Source organism: Streptomyces sp. NPDC001852 (genome assembly GCF_042891825.1).
Lineage (GTDB): Bacteria > Actinomycetota > Actinomycetes > Streptomycetales > Streptomycetaceae > Streptomyces.
In genome coordinates this window covers 47,204-61,726 of sequence record NZ_JBIATN010000027.1, presented here as the reverse complement: position 1 = coordinate 61,726, position 14,523 = coordinate 47,204, and the positions used below count along the sequence as shown (strand labels likewise).

Below are 14,523 nucleotides of genomic sequence, written 5' to 3'. Positions count from 1 at the left end.
TGACGCCGCCGGGCTTCCGTGCGCTGTAGGGGGTGGACCCGGGACCCAGGGGATCCCTGGCACCCCGTACGGCGGTCGCCCGGCCACCCGCAGCCGAACGGCCACCAGCCCGTGAGGCCGGGGGTCTGCGGAAGCAAGAACGTCGTGATGATCGAGGTGGGTGTGCAGGCGCTGCTGGCGGACCGCTATCAGTTGCAGGAACGGCTGGGGCGCGGCGCGATGGGGGAGGTGTGGCGGGCCGCGGACCAGCTCCTCGGGCGTCCCGTGGCGGTCAAGCTGCTGTGTGCCGAGGACGCCGCGGACGCCGAACGCTTCCGCCTGGAGGCGCAGACCGCGGGCCGGCTCAACCACCCCAACGTCGTGGGCATGTACGACTTCGGCTCCCACCAAGGCCGGCTCTACCTGGTCATGGAGCTCGTCGAGGGCTGGAGCCTCGCCCAGGACCGGTCCCTGCGCGGTGTCCTCGCACCCCAGGACGCGGCGGCCGTCGTCGCCCAGGTGGCCGCCGGTCTGGCCGCGGCGCATCGCCAGGGAGTGGTCCACCGGGATGTGAAGCCCGCCAACGTGATGCTGACCGGCGACCGTACGGCGAAGGTCGCCGACTTCGGGATCGCACGCTTCGCCGACGAGGCGGCCGGCTCCCTGACCGTCACCGGCAAGATCCTCGGCACCGCCGACTACCTCGCCCCCGAACGCGCCCTCGGCCGCCCGGCCCAGCCCGCCTCCGACGTCTACTCCCTCGGCTGCGTGCTGTACGAACTGCTCACCGGCAGGCCCCCGTTCCGCGGTGCGACCTCGCTGGCCGTGGTGCAGCAGCACGTCGACGCCGTCCCACCGCCGCCCGTCCGGCTGCGCCCCGGGACACCGCAGCCCCTGTCCGACTACGTGCTGCGTCTGCTCGCCAAGGATCCGGCCCACCGGCCCACGGCCCAGCAGGCGGCCGACTGGCTCGCCGCATGCCACCGGACCCCGCTCCCGGCCCAGCCGGGCGGCGGCCCCGCCACCCTGCCTGCCCGGCCCTTCGCTCACGCTCCCGGCCCGCAGCCCCGTGCATCCCGGGATGCGGCGCACTCCCGTCCGCGGGGCCGCCGCGGACTGGCCACCCGAGCCACACTCTGCGGCGTCGGCCTGGCCCTCTTCACCGCCGCGGCAGCCCTGGGCGCGTCGATCGATTCCGGCGACCCCACCCCGTCGTCGCCGTCTTCCCCCGCCCCGGCAACACTCACCTCCCCACCCGCACCCCGGACACCGCCCCCGACCGTCACGGCGCCGCCTGCGCGCCGGCGCGGTGACGACCGGGGCCACGAGCGCAAGGCCGAACGGAACGCCGGGAAAGCCAGGGGACCGCACTCCCACCACTGAACAGAGCGTCTCGCCGGCGGGGAACAGACAGGGGGCGCTGCTGGGCCCCGTCGTCGATCTCCCTCTCCCAGCCTTCGGCCGGGGGGACCCCAGAGCACGCACCTGACGCCGCAGGGCCCGCCCTTCGGGCGGACGACGGGGTTCGACGACAGGGCCTGGCCCAGGGGCCGGCACTCCGGGCACCCGGTTCCGAGCCGACGCCCTCTCGCCGGGTGACGCCGGCGGGAGCATGGCGCCGCGAGCCCGGAGGGCCGGCGCGGCGCGCCCGTACGACATCCGGGATCACACCGGCCCCGCGGTGCTCCGTCCGACCCGGAGGGAGGTGCGCAACACCACGGTGCGCAGGGGCCGTTCCGTCCCGGTGATCCGGTCCAGCAGCAGGCCGGCCGCTGTCCGGCCCAGGTCGTACGAGGGCACCCGGACCGTGGTCAGGCCGGGCTGCACCAGCGGCGCCCAGGGCACCTCGCCGAACGACAGGACACCGATCTCGGGTGGCTCCAGACCTGCCTCGCGCACCGCCTGCAACGCCCCGGCGGCCATCAGGTTGTTGGCCGCGAAGACCGCGTCCGGCCGCAGCGGCAGGGCGAGCAGACCGGCCATGGCCGTGTACCCGCCCTCGGCCCTGAAGTCGGCGTGCCGGGTGTACTCGCGCAGCCGGTCCACGTCCCCGGCCGGAGCACCCGGCCCGTCGTCCAGGAACGTGCGGAGCGCCCTGCGGTAGCCGGCGAGCCGTTCCTCCGCGGTGGAGGCGCCCTGCGGGCCGGTGATGCAGGCGATCCGCCGGTAGCCGCGGGCCAGCAGGTGGGCCGTGGCGGCCGCGCTGCCGTCCTCGTTGTCCACCAGTACGGCGTCCACTCCGGCCCCGCGGGGGCGGCGGTCCACCGCGACCACCGGTATGCCGCGGCTCTGCAGGGCGGACACGTCGGTGCGGCTGCGGGACGCGGCGGCCACGATGACGCCGGCCATCCGTTCGGCGACGGCGATGTCCAGATAACGCCGTTCCTTGTCGAGGTTCCCGTCGGTGTTGCACAGCACCACCGAGAAGCTGGTGCGCTGGGCCGCGTCCTCGACGCCGCGGGCCAGCGCCGTGAAGAACGGGTTCGCGATGTCCGGGATGATCAGTCCGATGAGGCTGCTGCGCCGCATCCGCAGCGAACGGGCGACCCGGTTGGGGGCGAAGCCCAGCTCGGCCGCCGCGCGCCGCACCCGTTCGGCGCGCTCGGCGGTGACGCGGCCCCCGTTCAGCACCCGGGAGACCGTGGCGGGGGAGACCCCGGCGGCCCGGGCCACGTCGTTGATCGTCGTCATGGGTCCTCCGACCTCTTGCCCGACCCGTTCAGGACTCTTGACACCCTCGGACGGCAAACCCTACGTTCCCTCTGAAAAGGATTTCAAGGATCCGCGGGCCTCTCCGCCGCTGTGAAGCAGCCATTCCTGAACCAGCATGCTCATGTGGCAGTGGGCGAGGTGCGCGGTCTTCTGAAATCGATTTCCCACAACGAACGTCACCTGTGCACCATGGGAGGTCCGCGATGGCGCGGATGAACGCGGACGGCGCGGCATGAGCGGCGCACCGCCCGCCCTGCTGCGAATGCGGGGCATCAGCAAGGAGTTCCCGGGCGTCCGGGCGCTCAGCGACGTCGAACTGACCGTCCATCCGGGCGAGGTGGTGGCCCTGCTCGGCGAGAACGGCGCCGGCAAGTCGACGCTGATGAACATCCTCGCCGGGGTGCACGCCGACTACGAGGGCACCATCGAGATCGACGGCGAGCCGGTGCGGATCCACTCACCGAAACACGCCCAGCAGCACGGCATCGCGATGATCCACCAGGAGCTCAACCTGGTGCCCGAGCTGTCCGTGTCCGACAACGTCTTCCTCGGCCGCGAACTGCGCACCGCACGCGGCACGTTGGACCGTACGGCGATGCACGCCCGCACCGCGGAGCTGCTGGCCGACCTCGGCCTCACCGTCCCCCCGGGCCGGCTGGTCCGCGACTGCCGCATCGCCGAGCAGCAACTCGTCGAGGTGGCCAAGGCGCTGAACGGCACCCTGCGGATCCTGGTGCTGGACGAGCCGACGTCCGCGCTCGCCGAGGCGGAGGTGGAGCGGCTGTTCTCCGTGATCCGCCGGCTGGCGGCCCGCGGCGTCGGGCTGATCTACATCTCGCACCGGCTGGAGGAGCTGGAGGAGATCGCCGACTCGGCGACCGTGCTGCGCGACGGCACCTTCGCCGGCCGCCGCCCGGTCGCCGGCACCGACCGTGCCGAGCTGGTACGGCTGATGGTCGGACGGCCCCTGGGCGAGCTGTTCCCCAGGGCGGCGGAGCAGCGGTCCGACGGCCCGGTGCGACTGCGCGTGAAGGGCCTGACCACGACTCTCGCGCCCGGCGGTACCCGTACGCCGCTGCACTCGGTCCACTTCGAGGTCCGCGCCGGGGAGATCCTCGGCGTCGCCGGGCTGATGGGTGCCGGGCGCAGCGAGGTGCTGGAGGCCCTCTTCGGGGCCGGCGACCGCGTGCACGGCGAGATCACGCTGAACGACCGCCCGTACACCCCGCACACCCCCCGCACGGCGATCCGCCGGGGCATCGCGCTGGTCGCCGAGGACCGCAAGGCGCAGAGCCTGGTGATCGGCAACACCGTACGGTTCAACACCACCCTGGCCGCCCTCGACCGCTACCTCAGGCCGTGGCGGACCGTGGACGCCCGCCGGGAGAAGGCGGCAGCGGCCGGCAAGGTCGCGGAGCTGCGCACCAAGACGCACAGCCTGGACGCCGTGGTCGGCACCCTCTCCGGCGGCAACCAGCAGAAGGTGGTGCTGGCCAAGTGCCTGCTCACCGAGCCCTCGGTGCTGCTGCTCGACGAGCCGACGCGGGGCATCGACGTCGGGGCCAAGGCCGAGATCCACGCCCTGATGGACGCCCTCGCGGGCCAGGGCACCGCGATCATCGCCGTCTCCTCCGAGCTTCCGGAGCTGATCGGCATGTGCGACCGGATCGTCGTCCTCTGCGAGGGGCGGCTGACCGGCGAGTTCCATCGCGACCCGGCCCGGGGGCCGGCCGCGACCCAGGAGGCCATCCTCACCGCGGCGATGGCACGGCAGAACGTTGTGGCCGGACCACCGGCGGACGGGAACGAGGCAGAGAAATGAGCAGGACACTCCCACCGGCGGACACCGCCGCCGACACCGGTGAGCACCTCCGGACGCTGCGGGGGCGCCTGTCCCGGTCCCTGCCGTCACTCGGCTCCCTGCAGAGCTACATCAGCCTGCTGCTGGTGGTCGCCGTCGGCATCGTCACCAAGGGCCAGATCTTCTGGAACCAGGACAACCTCACCAACGCCGTCACCGCCTTCGCCTCGCGCGGCATCCTCGCGGTCGGCGTCACCCTGGTCATCCTCACCGCGGGGATCGACCTGTCCGTGGGTTCGGTGCTGGGCATCGGGTCCATGACCGCGGCGATGCTGCTGGTCCACCACGGCCTGTCGCCCTGGGCGATCGTCCCGCTGTGCGCGCTGGTGGGGGCGTTCTTCGGTTTCCTCAACGGGATCGGCACCACCTGGCTGCGCATCCAGTCCTTCGTGATGACCCTGGCCATGCTGTCGGTGGTGCGCGGCATCGACCGGCAGATGAGCAACAACGTGGCCGTCGGTGTGCAGTTGGTGGACCCCCACGGTCATCTCACGCCCCAGGCCGCCGCCTTCGCCGCGCTGGGCACGCCGGGCCACACCCTGATCGGGGGCATCGGCTACCCGGTGATCGCGTTCGTCGCGGTCTGTGTCGCGGTCCAACTGCTGCTCTCCAGGACCAGGTTCGGACGGCACGTGTACGCCGTGGGCGGCAACCCCACGGCCGCCCGGCTCTCCGGGGTCAACGTCACCCTGGTGATCATCACCGTCTTCACGCTCTGCGGACTGCTGGCCGGATTCGCCGGTCCGATCGACGCCGCCTACAGCGCCTCGGCCGACCCGCTGGCCGGTACCTCCTACGAGCTGGACGCCATCGCCGCGGCCGTCATCGGCGGCACCAGCCTGGCCGGCGGCAAGGGCACCATCACCGGCACCGCCGTCGGCGCGCTGATCCTCACTCTGCTGGACAACATCCTCGGGCTCAACGCGATCAGCGACAACATGCAGATGATCATCAAGGGTCTCATCGTCGTCATGGCCGTCGTGCTGCAGCGCCCGGGCTTCCTCCAGCCCCTCATCCAGCCGCTGCGCCGCCTGCGCGCCCGCGCCTGACCTTCCCCCGTACCCCCCCGCACCACCGCTCACCCTCACCCACGCAAGGAGTCCGTTGTGTCCGCTGTGTCCCTGAGCCGCGCCGCTGTGGCCGTCGCCGGCGCGGTCGCCACCGTCGCCACCCTCACCTCCTGCGCCGCCCACGCGCCGAAGACCGCCGCCGGCTCGGGCAGCGGCAAGAAGACGTTCGTGGTCGGCTACTCCCAGTCCAACAACGCCGAGCCGTACCGCGCCCAGCTCAACGCGCAGCTGGAGTACTTCGTCAAGAAGTACCCGGACCTGAAGCTGCTGCCCATCACCGACGCCCACCAGGACAGCGCCACCCAGGTGAGCCAGGTGCAGAACTTCATCCAGCAGAAGGCCGACGTCCTGATCCTCTCGCCCAACGAGCCGGCCCCGCTGACCGCCGCGGTGCAGCAGGCGTGCACCGCGCACATCCCGGTCATCGTCCTGGACCGCACGGTGAACACCGACTGCTACACGTCCTTCATCGGCGGCGACAACTACAAGATCGGCAAGATGGCGGGTGAGGCGGCGGTGCAGGCCCTGCCGCACGGCGGCAACGTGGCCGAACTGCAGGGGACCCTGTCCGACCAGCCGCAGATCGACCGCGACAAGGGCTTCAGAGACGCCATCGCCGGACACCACATCACCATCGTGTACCACCAGGAGGCGAAGTGGCTGAAGGCCAACGCCACCACGATCATGCAGCGTTGGCTGGACCAGAACACGAAGATCGACCTCGTCTACGGCGAGAACGACGACATGGCCCTCGGCGCCGTGCTCGCCGCCCGCGGCGCGGGCAAGGCCGACGGCATCAAGTTCGTCGGCATCGACGGCCTCGCCATCCCGACGGGGGGCATCCGGGCCGTACAGCTCGGCCAGATGTACACCACGTTCATCTACCCGACCGGCGCCGAGCAGGCGGCGGCCACCGCCGAGGCCGTCGCACACGGAAAGACCGTCGGCAAGAAGCAGACCCTGCAGACCACCAGGATCACCAAGGACAACGCCGCGGACATCTACAAGCAGTACGACATGTCGGCCAAGCTCGGCTGAGCCCGGCCGCGCCTCCGCCCTTCCGGCAGGAACCCATGGCCTCGGCCATGGGTTCACCGCTCTCCGCCCGGCCGTCGTCAGTGGCGGAGACCACGGCCCGCGGTGCTCCGACCCCGTCCCCCCTGACGGCGTATCGGAAAATGACGTGCCCCCGCCCGCCTCCCTCTCGTACCGTCATCCCGTACCGAGCACCGCCACGACCGTACGGCGGTGCCTGTCGTCCGACACAGAGGGGAGCCCGGCCGTGCGCGCACGCACCGCTGTCGTCGCTCCCCGTTCCCGGTACGAGGTGATCCTCGTGTCCTTGTCCGGCCGGTGCCCGCTGCGCGGCCGGCACCGGACGCCCGTGACGCCCCGCTGACCCGGACGCACGGGTAATCGCGCTGCCCTTTTCCGATCCTCGAGATCCTCAGAAAGGCCCTGGGCCGTGCGCACGAACACCACCACCCTCGCCGCGATCCGCAACCTCGGCATCCTCGCCCACGTCGACGCGGGCAAGACCACCGTCACCGAGCGGATCCTCTACGTGACGGGCACCACCCACAAGCGGGGCGAGGTGCACGACGGCACCACCGTCACCGACTTCGACCCGCAGGAGCGCGACCGCGGCATCACCATCTTCGCCGCCGCCGTCAGCTGCGCCTGGGACGGGCACCGCATCAACCTCATCGACACCCCCGGCCACGTCGACTTCGCCGACGAGGTCGAGCGCTCGCTGCGCGTCCTGGACGGCGCGGTCGCCGTGTTCGACGCCGTCGCCGGGGTCGAGCCGCAGAGCGAGTCGGTGTGGCGGCAGGCGGACCGGCACGGCGTGCCGAGAATCGCCTTCGTCAACAAGATGGACCGGGCGGGCGCCGACCTGGACCGGGCCGTCGAGTCCATCCGGCAGAGACTGCATCCGGTCCCGCTCGTGGTCCAGTTGCCCATCGGCGCCGAGGACGGGTTCACGGGTGTGGTGGACCTCGTCCGGATGCGCTCGCTGGTCTGGGCCGACGGCGCGGGTACGGCCGTGGAGGGGCCCGTGCCCGAGTCGCTGAGCGAGGAGGCGGTACGCCGGCGGAGGGCGCTGGAGGAGACCGTGGCGGAGCTGCACCCGTCCGCACTGGAGGAGTTCTGCGACCGGGAGACCCTCTCCGCCGGCACCCTCTCCGCCACCCTGCGCGACCTCACCCGCACCGGTGACGGTGTGGTCGTGCTGTGCGGCTCCGCCTACCGCAACCGGGGCATCGAGCCGCTGCTCGACGCGGTCGTGGCCTATCTGCCCTCGCCGCTGGACGTCCCCGCGGTACGCGGCGTCCACGAGGGGGCGGAGCAGCACCGGGACGCCGACCCGGAAGTGCCGTTCGCGGGGCTGGTGTTCAAGGTGAACGCGAGCGCCACCGGGCGGCTCGCCTACGTGCGCGTGTACTCGGGCACCATCGAGAAGGGAGACACCGTGTGGGACCCGGGCAGCGGTCGCACCGAGCGCGTGGCGCGCATCCTGCGGGTCATGGCGGACCGGCATGCACAGCTGGAGAGGGCGGTCGCCGGTGACATCGTCGCGCTGGCCGGTGTGAAGTCGGCGCGGGCCGGCTCCACGCTGTGCGACCCCGGTGCCCCGCTGCTCCTGGAACGGCCGCCGGCCGCCGAGCCCGTGGTGTCCGTCGCGGTCGAGGCCCGGCGCGCCACGGACACCGGCCGGCTGGCGACGGCACTGGGGCGGCTGGCCGAGGAGGATCCCTCGCTGGTGGTGCGCACCGACGCCGAGACCGGGCAGACCGTGCTGTCCGGCATGGGCGAACTCCACCTGGAGGTCGCGGTGGAGAAGATCCGCCGCGACGGGGGACCGGAGGTCACCGTGGGCCGGCCGCGGGTCGCCTACCGCGAGACGGTCGTCGAGGGAGTGACGGGGTTCGTGTTCCGGCACGTCAAACAGGACGGCGGAGCCGGTCAGTTCGCCCATGTCGTGCTCGACGTGGAGCCCCTCGGCCCCGAGGTCGGCGCCACCGGCTTCGAGTTCCGCTCCGCCGTGGTCGGTGGGGCGGTGCCGCAGGAGTACGTGCGTGCGGTGGAGGCCGGTTGCCGGGACGCCCTCGCCGAGGGCCCGCTGGACGGGCACCCGGTGACGGGTCTCCGCGTCACGCTCACCGGCGGCTCCACCCATGTGAAGGACTCCTCCGACACGGCCTTCCGCACCGCCGGCCGGCTCGGGCTCCGCGCGGCCCTGCGCGCCTGCGCGACGGCCCTGCTGGAACCGGTCGCCGAGGTCACGGTCACCGCGCCGGAGGACGCCGTCGGCTCGGTCCTCGGTGACCTGGCGGCCCGGCGCGGCCGGGTCGGCGGCTCCGAGACCCGTGGCGGCGCGGCCGTACTGACGGCGACTGTGCCCCTGGCCGAACTCTTCGGCTACGCCACCCGGTTGCGCAGCCGCACCCAGGGCCGCGGCACCTTCACGACCCGCCCCGCCGGCTACGCCCCGGCACCGCGACCGGCTGCGGTCCGGTAGCGGGGCGGGGCCCGCACCACCAGCCGACCCGGCGGGTGGTGCGGGCCCCGCGCCGGAGGGGGCCCGAACCCGGTCTTTCCCCGCTTTTCCTGCCCGTTCGGCCGTTCGCCGGCGCCGGCTCTCTTGACGAGCGTTTCTCCCGAGGTTTAACTCACGTCCTAAATTAAGCCATGAGGGGCTTAGGGAGCCGAACAGGCCCGCACGGGTCCGCACGGGTGTCGGCTCCCGTGAGCAGCCTCGGGGTTCTCGACTCCCGGAAAGGGACACCAGGAGCCATGCGCAGCATCCGAGCCGCGGCCACAGGCGCCGTCACCCTCTCTCTCGTCCTCGCGGCCACGGCCTGCGGAGGAGGCTCGTCCAGCGGCGGCGGGTCCGACGACTCGCCGAAGACGCTGACGTACTGGGCCTCCAACCAGGGCGCGAGCATCGCCGTCGACAAGCAGGTCCTCCAGCCCGAACTCGACAAGTTCCAGAAGCAGACCGGGATCAAGGTGAAGCTGGAGGTCGTGCCCTGGTCCGACCTGCTCAACCGCATCCTCACCGCGACCACCTCGGGCCAGGGCCCGGACGTGCTGAACATCGGCAACACCTGGAGCGCCTCGCTGCAGGCGACGGGAGCCCTGCTGCCATGGGACGCCAAGAAGTTCGCCGAGATCGGCGGCAAGGACCGGTTCGTCGACTCCGCGCTCGGCTCGACCGGCGCGGCGGGCAAGGACCCGGCCGCGGTGCCGCTGTACTCGATGGCGTACGCCCTCTACTACAACAAGAAGATCTTCGCCGAGGCCGGGATAGGGCAACCACCCGCCACCTGGGACGATTTGATCGCCGACGGCAAGAAGATCCAGGCCAGGGGCACGTCCGCGCTCGGCGCGGAGGGCTCCAACCTCGCGGAGAACATCCACCACGTCTTCGTCTTCGCCAAGCAGCACGGCGCCGACTTCTTCACCGGCGACGGCAAGCCCGACTTCACCGACCCCAAGGTGGTGGACGCGGTGAAGAGTTACGTCGACCTGATGGCGAAGGACAAGGTCATCCCGACCGGCGACGCCGAGTACGCGCAGAACCAGTCCGTCAGCGACTTCGCCAAGGGCAGGCAGGCGATGCTGCTGTGGCAGTCCGCCGCCGCCAACCTCAAGTCCCAGGGCATGAGCCCGGACGCCTACGGCATCGCGCCCGTACCGGTGCTCTCCGGCACCCCCGGCACCGGCACCCAGGTCAACTCGATGGTCGCCGGCATCAACCTCGCCGTCTTCAGGAACACCCACAACCTCGACGGCGCCACGAAGTTCGTGAAGTTCATGACCTCCGACGAGGAACAGAAGATCCTCAACACGGCCTACAGCTCCATCCCGCCGGTCAAGTCCGCGCAGGCGGACGCCGCGTTCAGCACCCCGGCCACCGCCGTGCTGAAGAACACCCTCGCCACCAGCGCGGCCGCCCTGCCGCAGGTCGCGTCCGAGTCGCAGTTCGAGACGGCGGTCGGTACGGCCGTCAAGGACCTGTTCGCCGACGCCGCCGCCGGGCGCACGGTGACCACCGACTCGGTCAAGGCCGCGCTGCAGAAGGCCCAGCAGCAGATGCCGGCGGCGTGAGCGCGACGATGACGACCACCGCCTTCAAGGAGCCGGTGCGGCAGACGTCCCCCGATGCGGCGCCGCGTGAACCCCGCCGCCGCACGGGGCGGCTGCGCCGCGCCTCCCTGCCCTACCTGCTGCTCCTGCCCGCCCTGCTGCTGGAACTCCTCGTCCACCTGGTGCCGATGGTCATCGGCATCGTGATGAGTTTCAAGGAGCTCACCCAGTTCTACATCCGCGACTGGTCCAGCGCCCCCTGGTCCGGCCTCGGCAACTACAAGGTGTCGGTGAACTTCGACGCCCCGGTCGGCGAGGCCCTGCTGCACTCCTTCTTCGTCACCGTCGGCTTCACCCTGCTCTCGGTCGGCCTGTGCTGGCTGATCGGCACCGCCGCCGCGATCTGCATGCAGGACACCTTCCGCGGCCGCGGCCTGCTCCGGGCGCTGTTCCTGGTGCCGTACGCCCTGCCGGTCTACGCGGCCGTCATCACGTGGGTGTTCATGTTCCAGCACGACAACGGCCTGGTGAACCACGTCCTGCACGACCAGCTCCACCTCACCGGCAAGCCGTCCTTCTGGCTCATCGGCGACAACAGCTTCTACGCCCTGCTCACCGTGTCGGTGTGGAAGGGCTGGCCGTTCGCCTTCCTCATCGTGATGGCCGGACTGCAGAACATCCCCCGGGAGCTGTACGAGGCCGCCGCGCTGGACGGCGCCGGGATGTGGCAGCAGATCCGCCGCATCACCCTGCCGTCGCTGCGCCCGGTCAACCAGGTCCTGGTCCTGGTCCTCTTCCTCTGGACGTTCAACGACTTCAACACCCCGTACGTGCTGTTCGGCAGGTCCGCCCCCGAGGCCGCCGACCTCATCTCGGTCCACATCTACCAGGCGTCCTTCGTCACCTGGAACTTCGGCACCGGTTCCGCCATGTCCGTCCTGCTGCTGCTCTTCCTGCTCGTCGTGACGGGCGGGTACCTGCTGTTCACCTCGCGCGGACGGAGGGCTCCCGCCGATGTCTAGTCCCAACTCGCCCATGGCCCCGCCGCGTTCCTTCCTCTGGTCCCGGCGGATCTTCCTCACCCTGCTCACCGGTTTCGTGCTGATCCCGGTGTACGTGATGGTCTCCAGCTCGCTGAAGCCGCTCGCGGACGTCACCGGCAGGTTCCGCTGGCTGCCGAGCGGCCTGACCATCCGGCCGTACATCGACATCTGGTCCACGGTCCCGCTCGCGACGTACTTCATGAACTCGCTGATCGTGGCGGGCGCGGCGACGATCTGCTCGGTGGTGATCGCGGTGTTCGCGGCGTACGCCGTCAGCCGCTACGACTTCCGGGGCAAGCGTGTCTTCACCGTGACGGTCCTGTCGACGCAGATGTTCCCCGGCATCCTCTTCCTCCTCCCCCTCTTCCTGATCTACGTCAACATCGGCAACGCCACCGGCATCGCCCTGTTCGGCTCCCGAGGCGGCCTGATCCTCACCTACCTGACCTTCTCCCTCCCGTTCTCGATCTGGATGCTGATCGGGTACTTCGACTCGGTGCCGCGCGACCTGGACGAGGCGGCGCTGGTCGACGGCTGCGGCCCGCTCGGGGCGCTGCTCAGGATCGTCGTGCCGGCCGCGATCCCCGGCATCGTCGCGGTCGCCGTCTACGCCTTCATGACCGCGTGGGGCGAGGTGCTCTTCGCGTCCGTCATGACCAACGACACCACCCGCACCCTCGCCGTCGGCCTGCAGGGCTACTCCACCCTCAACGACGTCTACTGGAACCAGATCATGGCCGCCTCGCTGGTCGTCAGCGTGCCCGTGGTGGCCGGCTTCCTGCTGCTGCAGCGCTATCTCGTCGCCGGCCTGACCGCAGGTGCCGTCAGGTGACTCCTCTGGGCAATTCCCCGTATCCCGAAAGGACTTCCGTGTCCGAACGCATCGACCTCGCCGCACTCCCGCACGACTTCCTGTGGGGCACGGCCACCGCGGCGTACCAGATCGAGGGAGCCGTCGCCGAGGACGGCCGTACGCCCTCGATCTGGGACACCTTCTCGCACACCCCGGGGAAGGTCGCGAACGGCGACACCGGCGACGTCGCCTGCGACCACTACCACCGCCGGGGCGAGGACATCGCCCTGATGCGGCAACTCGGCGTCAACGCCTACCGGTTGTCGGTCGCCTGGCCCCGCGTGCTGCCGGGCGGTACCGGCCCGGTGAACCCCAAGGGCCTCGCGTTCTACGACGAGCTGGTGGACGCCCTGCTGGAGGCGGGCATCACCCCGTCCGTCACCCTCTACCACTGGGACCTGCCGCAGGTGCTCCAGGACCGCGGCGGCTGGCCCGAGCGGGACACGGCCTTCGCGCTCGCCGAGTACGCCTCGGCCGTCGCCGCCCGCCTCGGCGACCGCGTGAAGCTCTGGGCGACCCTCAACGAGCCCAGCTGCTCGGCCTGGATCGGCCACCTGGAGGGCACGATGGCCCCGGGCTGGACGGACCTGACGGCCGCCGTGCGCGCCTCCGTCCACCTCCTCCTCGGACACGGCCTGGCCACCCACGCGATCCGCGCCGCCGCGCCCGGCGCCCAGGTCGGCATCGTCAACAACCTCTCCACCGTGCACCCGGCCACCGGCCGCCCCGAGGACGTCGCGGCCGCCCGCCGCCACGACGGCCATGTCAACCGCTGGTGGCTCGACCCGGTCCACGGCCGCGGCTTCCCGGCCGACATGGTCGAGAGCTACGGCGTCGAACTCCCCTTGAGGGACGGCGACTTGGAGACGATCGCGACGCCGCTGGACTGGCTGGGCCTGAACTACTACTTCCCGGCGTACGTCGCCGACGCCCCCGACGCGCCGGCTCCGTACGTCCGCGCGGTGCGCCGCGAGGGCGTCCCGCGCACCGGCATGGACTGGGAGATCGACGCCGGCGGCATCGAGACGCTGCTGCTCCGCCTCACCGAGGACTACGGCGCCCGGAAGATCTACGTCACCGAGAACGGCTCCGCCTTCCCGGACGTCGTCCGCCCCGACGGCAGCGTGGACGACCCCGAACGCCAGGACTACCTGGAACGCCACCTGGCCGCCTGCGCCTCCGCCGCCCGCAGGGGCGCCCCGCTCGCCGGCTACTTCGCCTGGTCCCTGCTGGACAACTTCGAGTGGGCCTACGGCTACGACAAGCGCTTCGGCCTCGTCCACGTCGACTACCGCACCCAGGTGCGCACGATCAAGGGCAGCGGACACCGGTACGCGGAGATCGTCCGCCGCCACCGCGGCCGGACACGCAGGGCCGCCTGAGCCGGGGTCGGTGGGCCTCGGGACGCGTCCCGAGGCTCGGTAGCGTGTGCGCCGAGAGCGAGGAGAGGGGGCGGCACCATGACGGACAGCTCGGGGTGGATCGGCGAGCACTGGTACAGCGGTGCGATCGTCAAGGACGGGATGCTCTCGGACATCTGCCTCACCGCGGTGCGGGGCGTGGACCCGGTGGACTTGGTGGTCCGCCTCGGTGCGGACCCCCGCACGGCCGAACTGCCCGCGCCGTTCAAGGACTTCGACAGGCTGAGCGTGGACCCGGGCGACAGCGTGGCGATGTTCTGCCGCAGCGGCGAGTGGGCGTACGTCCTGGAGGCCGAGCGGTCCACCTGGCACCTCGTCTTCCCCGACCGGTTGGGAGATCGAGCAGGGGCCGCTGCCCGCGGTGCACCTGCCCTCACCTCTGTGAACCGGTAGCAGCGCGGGGTTGGCACATGGGCGCGGGGAGGTGGTCTCCGCGTGCGTCGGTGACCGCGATGCGGAGGGGTTCCGGCGGCGGTGTCCACCGATCGTG

The 14,523-nt window shown here is 71.5% G+C and carries 11 protein-coding genes; 10 read left to right on the top strand and 1 reads right to left on the bottom strand.

Annotated elements, in window-relative coordinates:
• Positions 1-147 precede the first annotated feature (147 nt).
• Positions 148-1,362 carry a serine/threonine-protein kinase gene (locus tag ACFYZB_RS35310; RefSeq protein WP_388765456.1) on the top strand — a complete coding sequence of 405 codons (1,215 nt, stop codon included), beginning with the start codon at positions 148-150 and terminating at the stop codon, positions 1,360-1,362.
• Between the two features lie 282 nt (positions 1,363-1,644).
• Here the strand turns inward: ACFYZB_RS35310 and ACFYZB_RS35305 are convergent, their stop codons facing one another.
• Complete coding sequence (locus ACFYZB_RS35305; protein ID WP_388765454.1) at positions 1,645-2,670, bottom strand: LacI family DNA-binding transcriptional regulator; 1,026 nt, start codon at positions 2,668-2,670, stop codon at positions 1,645-1,647.
• Between the two features lie 253 nt (positions 2,671-2,923).
• Here ACFYZB_RS35305 and ACFYZB_RS35300 point away from each other — a divergent pair, with 253 nt between their 5' ends.
• The 9 genes from ACFYZB_RS35300 (at position 2,924) to ACFYZB_RS35260 (ending at position 14,426) form a co-directional block, all read left to right on the top strand.
• Positions 2,924-4,513, top strand: a complete 1,590-nt coding sequence (locus tag ACFYZB_RS35300; protein WP_351214253.1) for a sugar ABC transporter ATP-binding protein — start codon at positions 2,924-2,926, stop codon at positions 4,511-4,513.
• Positions 4,510-5,601: an ABC transporter permease gene (locus tag ACFYZB_RS35295; RefSeq protein WP_388765452.1), complete on the top strand. Its 1,092-nt coding sequence runs from the start codon at positions 4,510-4,512 to the stop codon at positions 5,599-5,601. Before ACFYZB_RS35300 ends, ACFYZB_RS35295 begins: the two co-directional genes overlap by 4 nt.
• A gap of 57 nt (positions 5,602-5,658) precedes the next feature.
• Complete coding sequence (locus ACFYZB_RS35290; RefSeq protein WP_388765451.1) at positions 5,659-6,660, top strand: substrate-binding domain-containing protein; 1,002 nt, start codon at positions 5,659-5,661, stop codon at positions 6,658-6,660.
• A 427-nt stretch (positions 6,661-7,087) separates the two neighbouring features.
• Positions 7,088-9,145 carry an elongation factor G gene (gene fusA / locus ACFYZB_RS35285; RefSeq protein WP_388765448.1) on the top strand — a complete coding sequence of 686 codons (2,058 nt, stop codon included), beginning with the start codon at positions 7,088-7,090 and terminating at the stop codon, positions 9,143-9,145.
• Positions 9,146-9,420: 275 nt separating this feature from the next.
• Positions 9,421-10,737, top strand: coding sequence for an ABC transporter substrate-binding protein (locus ACFYZB_RS35280; protein ID WP_388765446.1), 1,317 nt, complete (start codon positions 9,421-9,423; stop codon positions 10,735-10,737).
• A gap of 8 nt (positions 10,738-10,745) precedes the next feature.
• A complete protein-coding gene (locus ACFYZB_RS35275) occupies positions 10,746-11,738 on the top strand; it encodes a carbohydrate ABC transporter permease (RefSeq protein ID WP_388765444.1) in 993 nt (330 codons plus the stop codon).
• 13 nt (positions 11,739-11,751) lie between these two features.
• A complete protein-coding gene (locus ACFYZB_RS35270) occupies positions 11,752-12,591 on the top strand; it encodes a carbohydrate ABC transporter permease (RefSeq protein ID WP_388765557.1) in 840 nt (279 codons plus the stop codon).
• A 38-nt stretch (positions 12,592-12,629) separates the two neighbouring features.
• Positions 12,630-13,994: a GH1 family beta-glucosidase gene (locus ACFYZB_RS35265; protein ID WP_388765442.1), complete on the top strand. Its 1,365-nt coding sequence runs from the start codon at positions 12,630-12,632 to the stop codon at positions 13,992-13,994.
• 78 nt (positions 13,995-14,072) lie between these two features.
• Complete coding sequence (locus ACFYZB_RS35260) at positions 14,073-14,426, top strand: hypothetical protein (protein ID WP_388765440.1); 354 nt, start codon at positions 14,073-14,075, stop codon at positions 14,424-14,426.
• The last annotated feature ends 97 nt before the right edge of the window (positions 14,427-14,523 follow it).

Bases quoted from the DNA above. Each gene is read 5' to 3' on its own strand.
- ACFYZB_RS35295 (WP_388765452.1), top strand. From the start codon at position 4,510: ATGAGCAGGACACTCCCACCGGCGGACACCGCCGCCGACACCGGTGAG.
- ACFYZB_RS35275 (WP_388765444.1), top strand. From the start codon at position 10,746: ATGACGACCACCGCCTTCAAGGAGCCGGTGCGGCAGACGTCCCCCGAT.
- ACFYZB_RS35300 (WP_351214253.1), top strand. From the start codon at position 2,924: ATGAGCGGCGCACCGCCCGCCCTGCTGCGAATGCGGGGCATCAGCAAG.
- ACFYZB_RS35270 (WP_388765557.1), top strand. From the start codon at position 11,752: ATGGCCCCGCCGCGTTCCTTCCTCTGGTCCCGGCGGATCTTCCTCACC.
- ACFYZB_RS35305 (WP_388765454.1), bottom strand. From the start codon at position 2,670: ATGACGACGATCAACGACGTGGCCCGGGCCGCCGGGGTCTCCCCCGCC.
- ACFYZB_RS35280 (WP_388765446.1), top strand. From the start codon at position 9,421: ATGCGCAGCATCCGAGCCGCGGCCACAGGCGCCGTCACCCTCTCTCTC.
- ACFYZB_RS35260 (WP_388765440.1), top strand. From the start codon at position 14,073: ATGACGGACAGCTCGGGGTGGATCGGCGAGCACTGGTACAGCGGTGCG.
- ACFYZB_RS35310 (WP_388765456.1), top strand. From the start codon at position 148: ATGATCGAGGTGGGTGTGCAGGCGCTGCTGGCGGACCGCTATCAGTTG.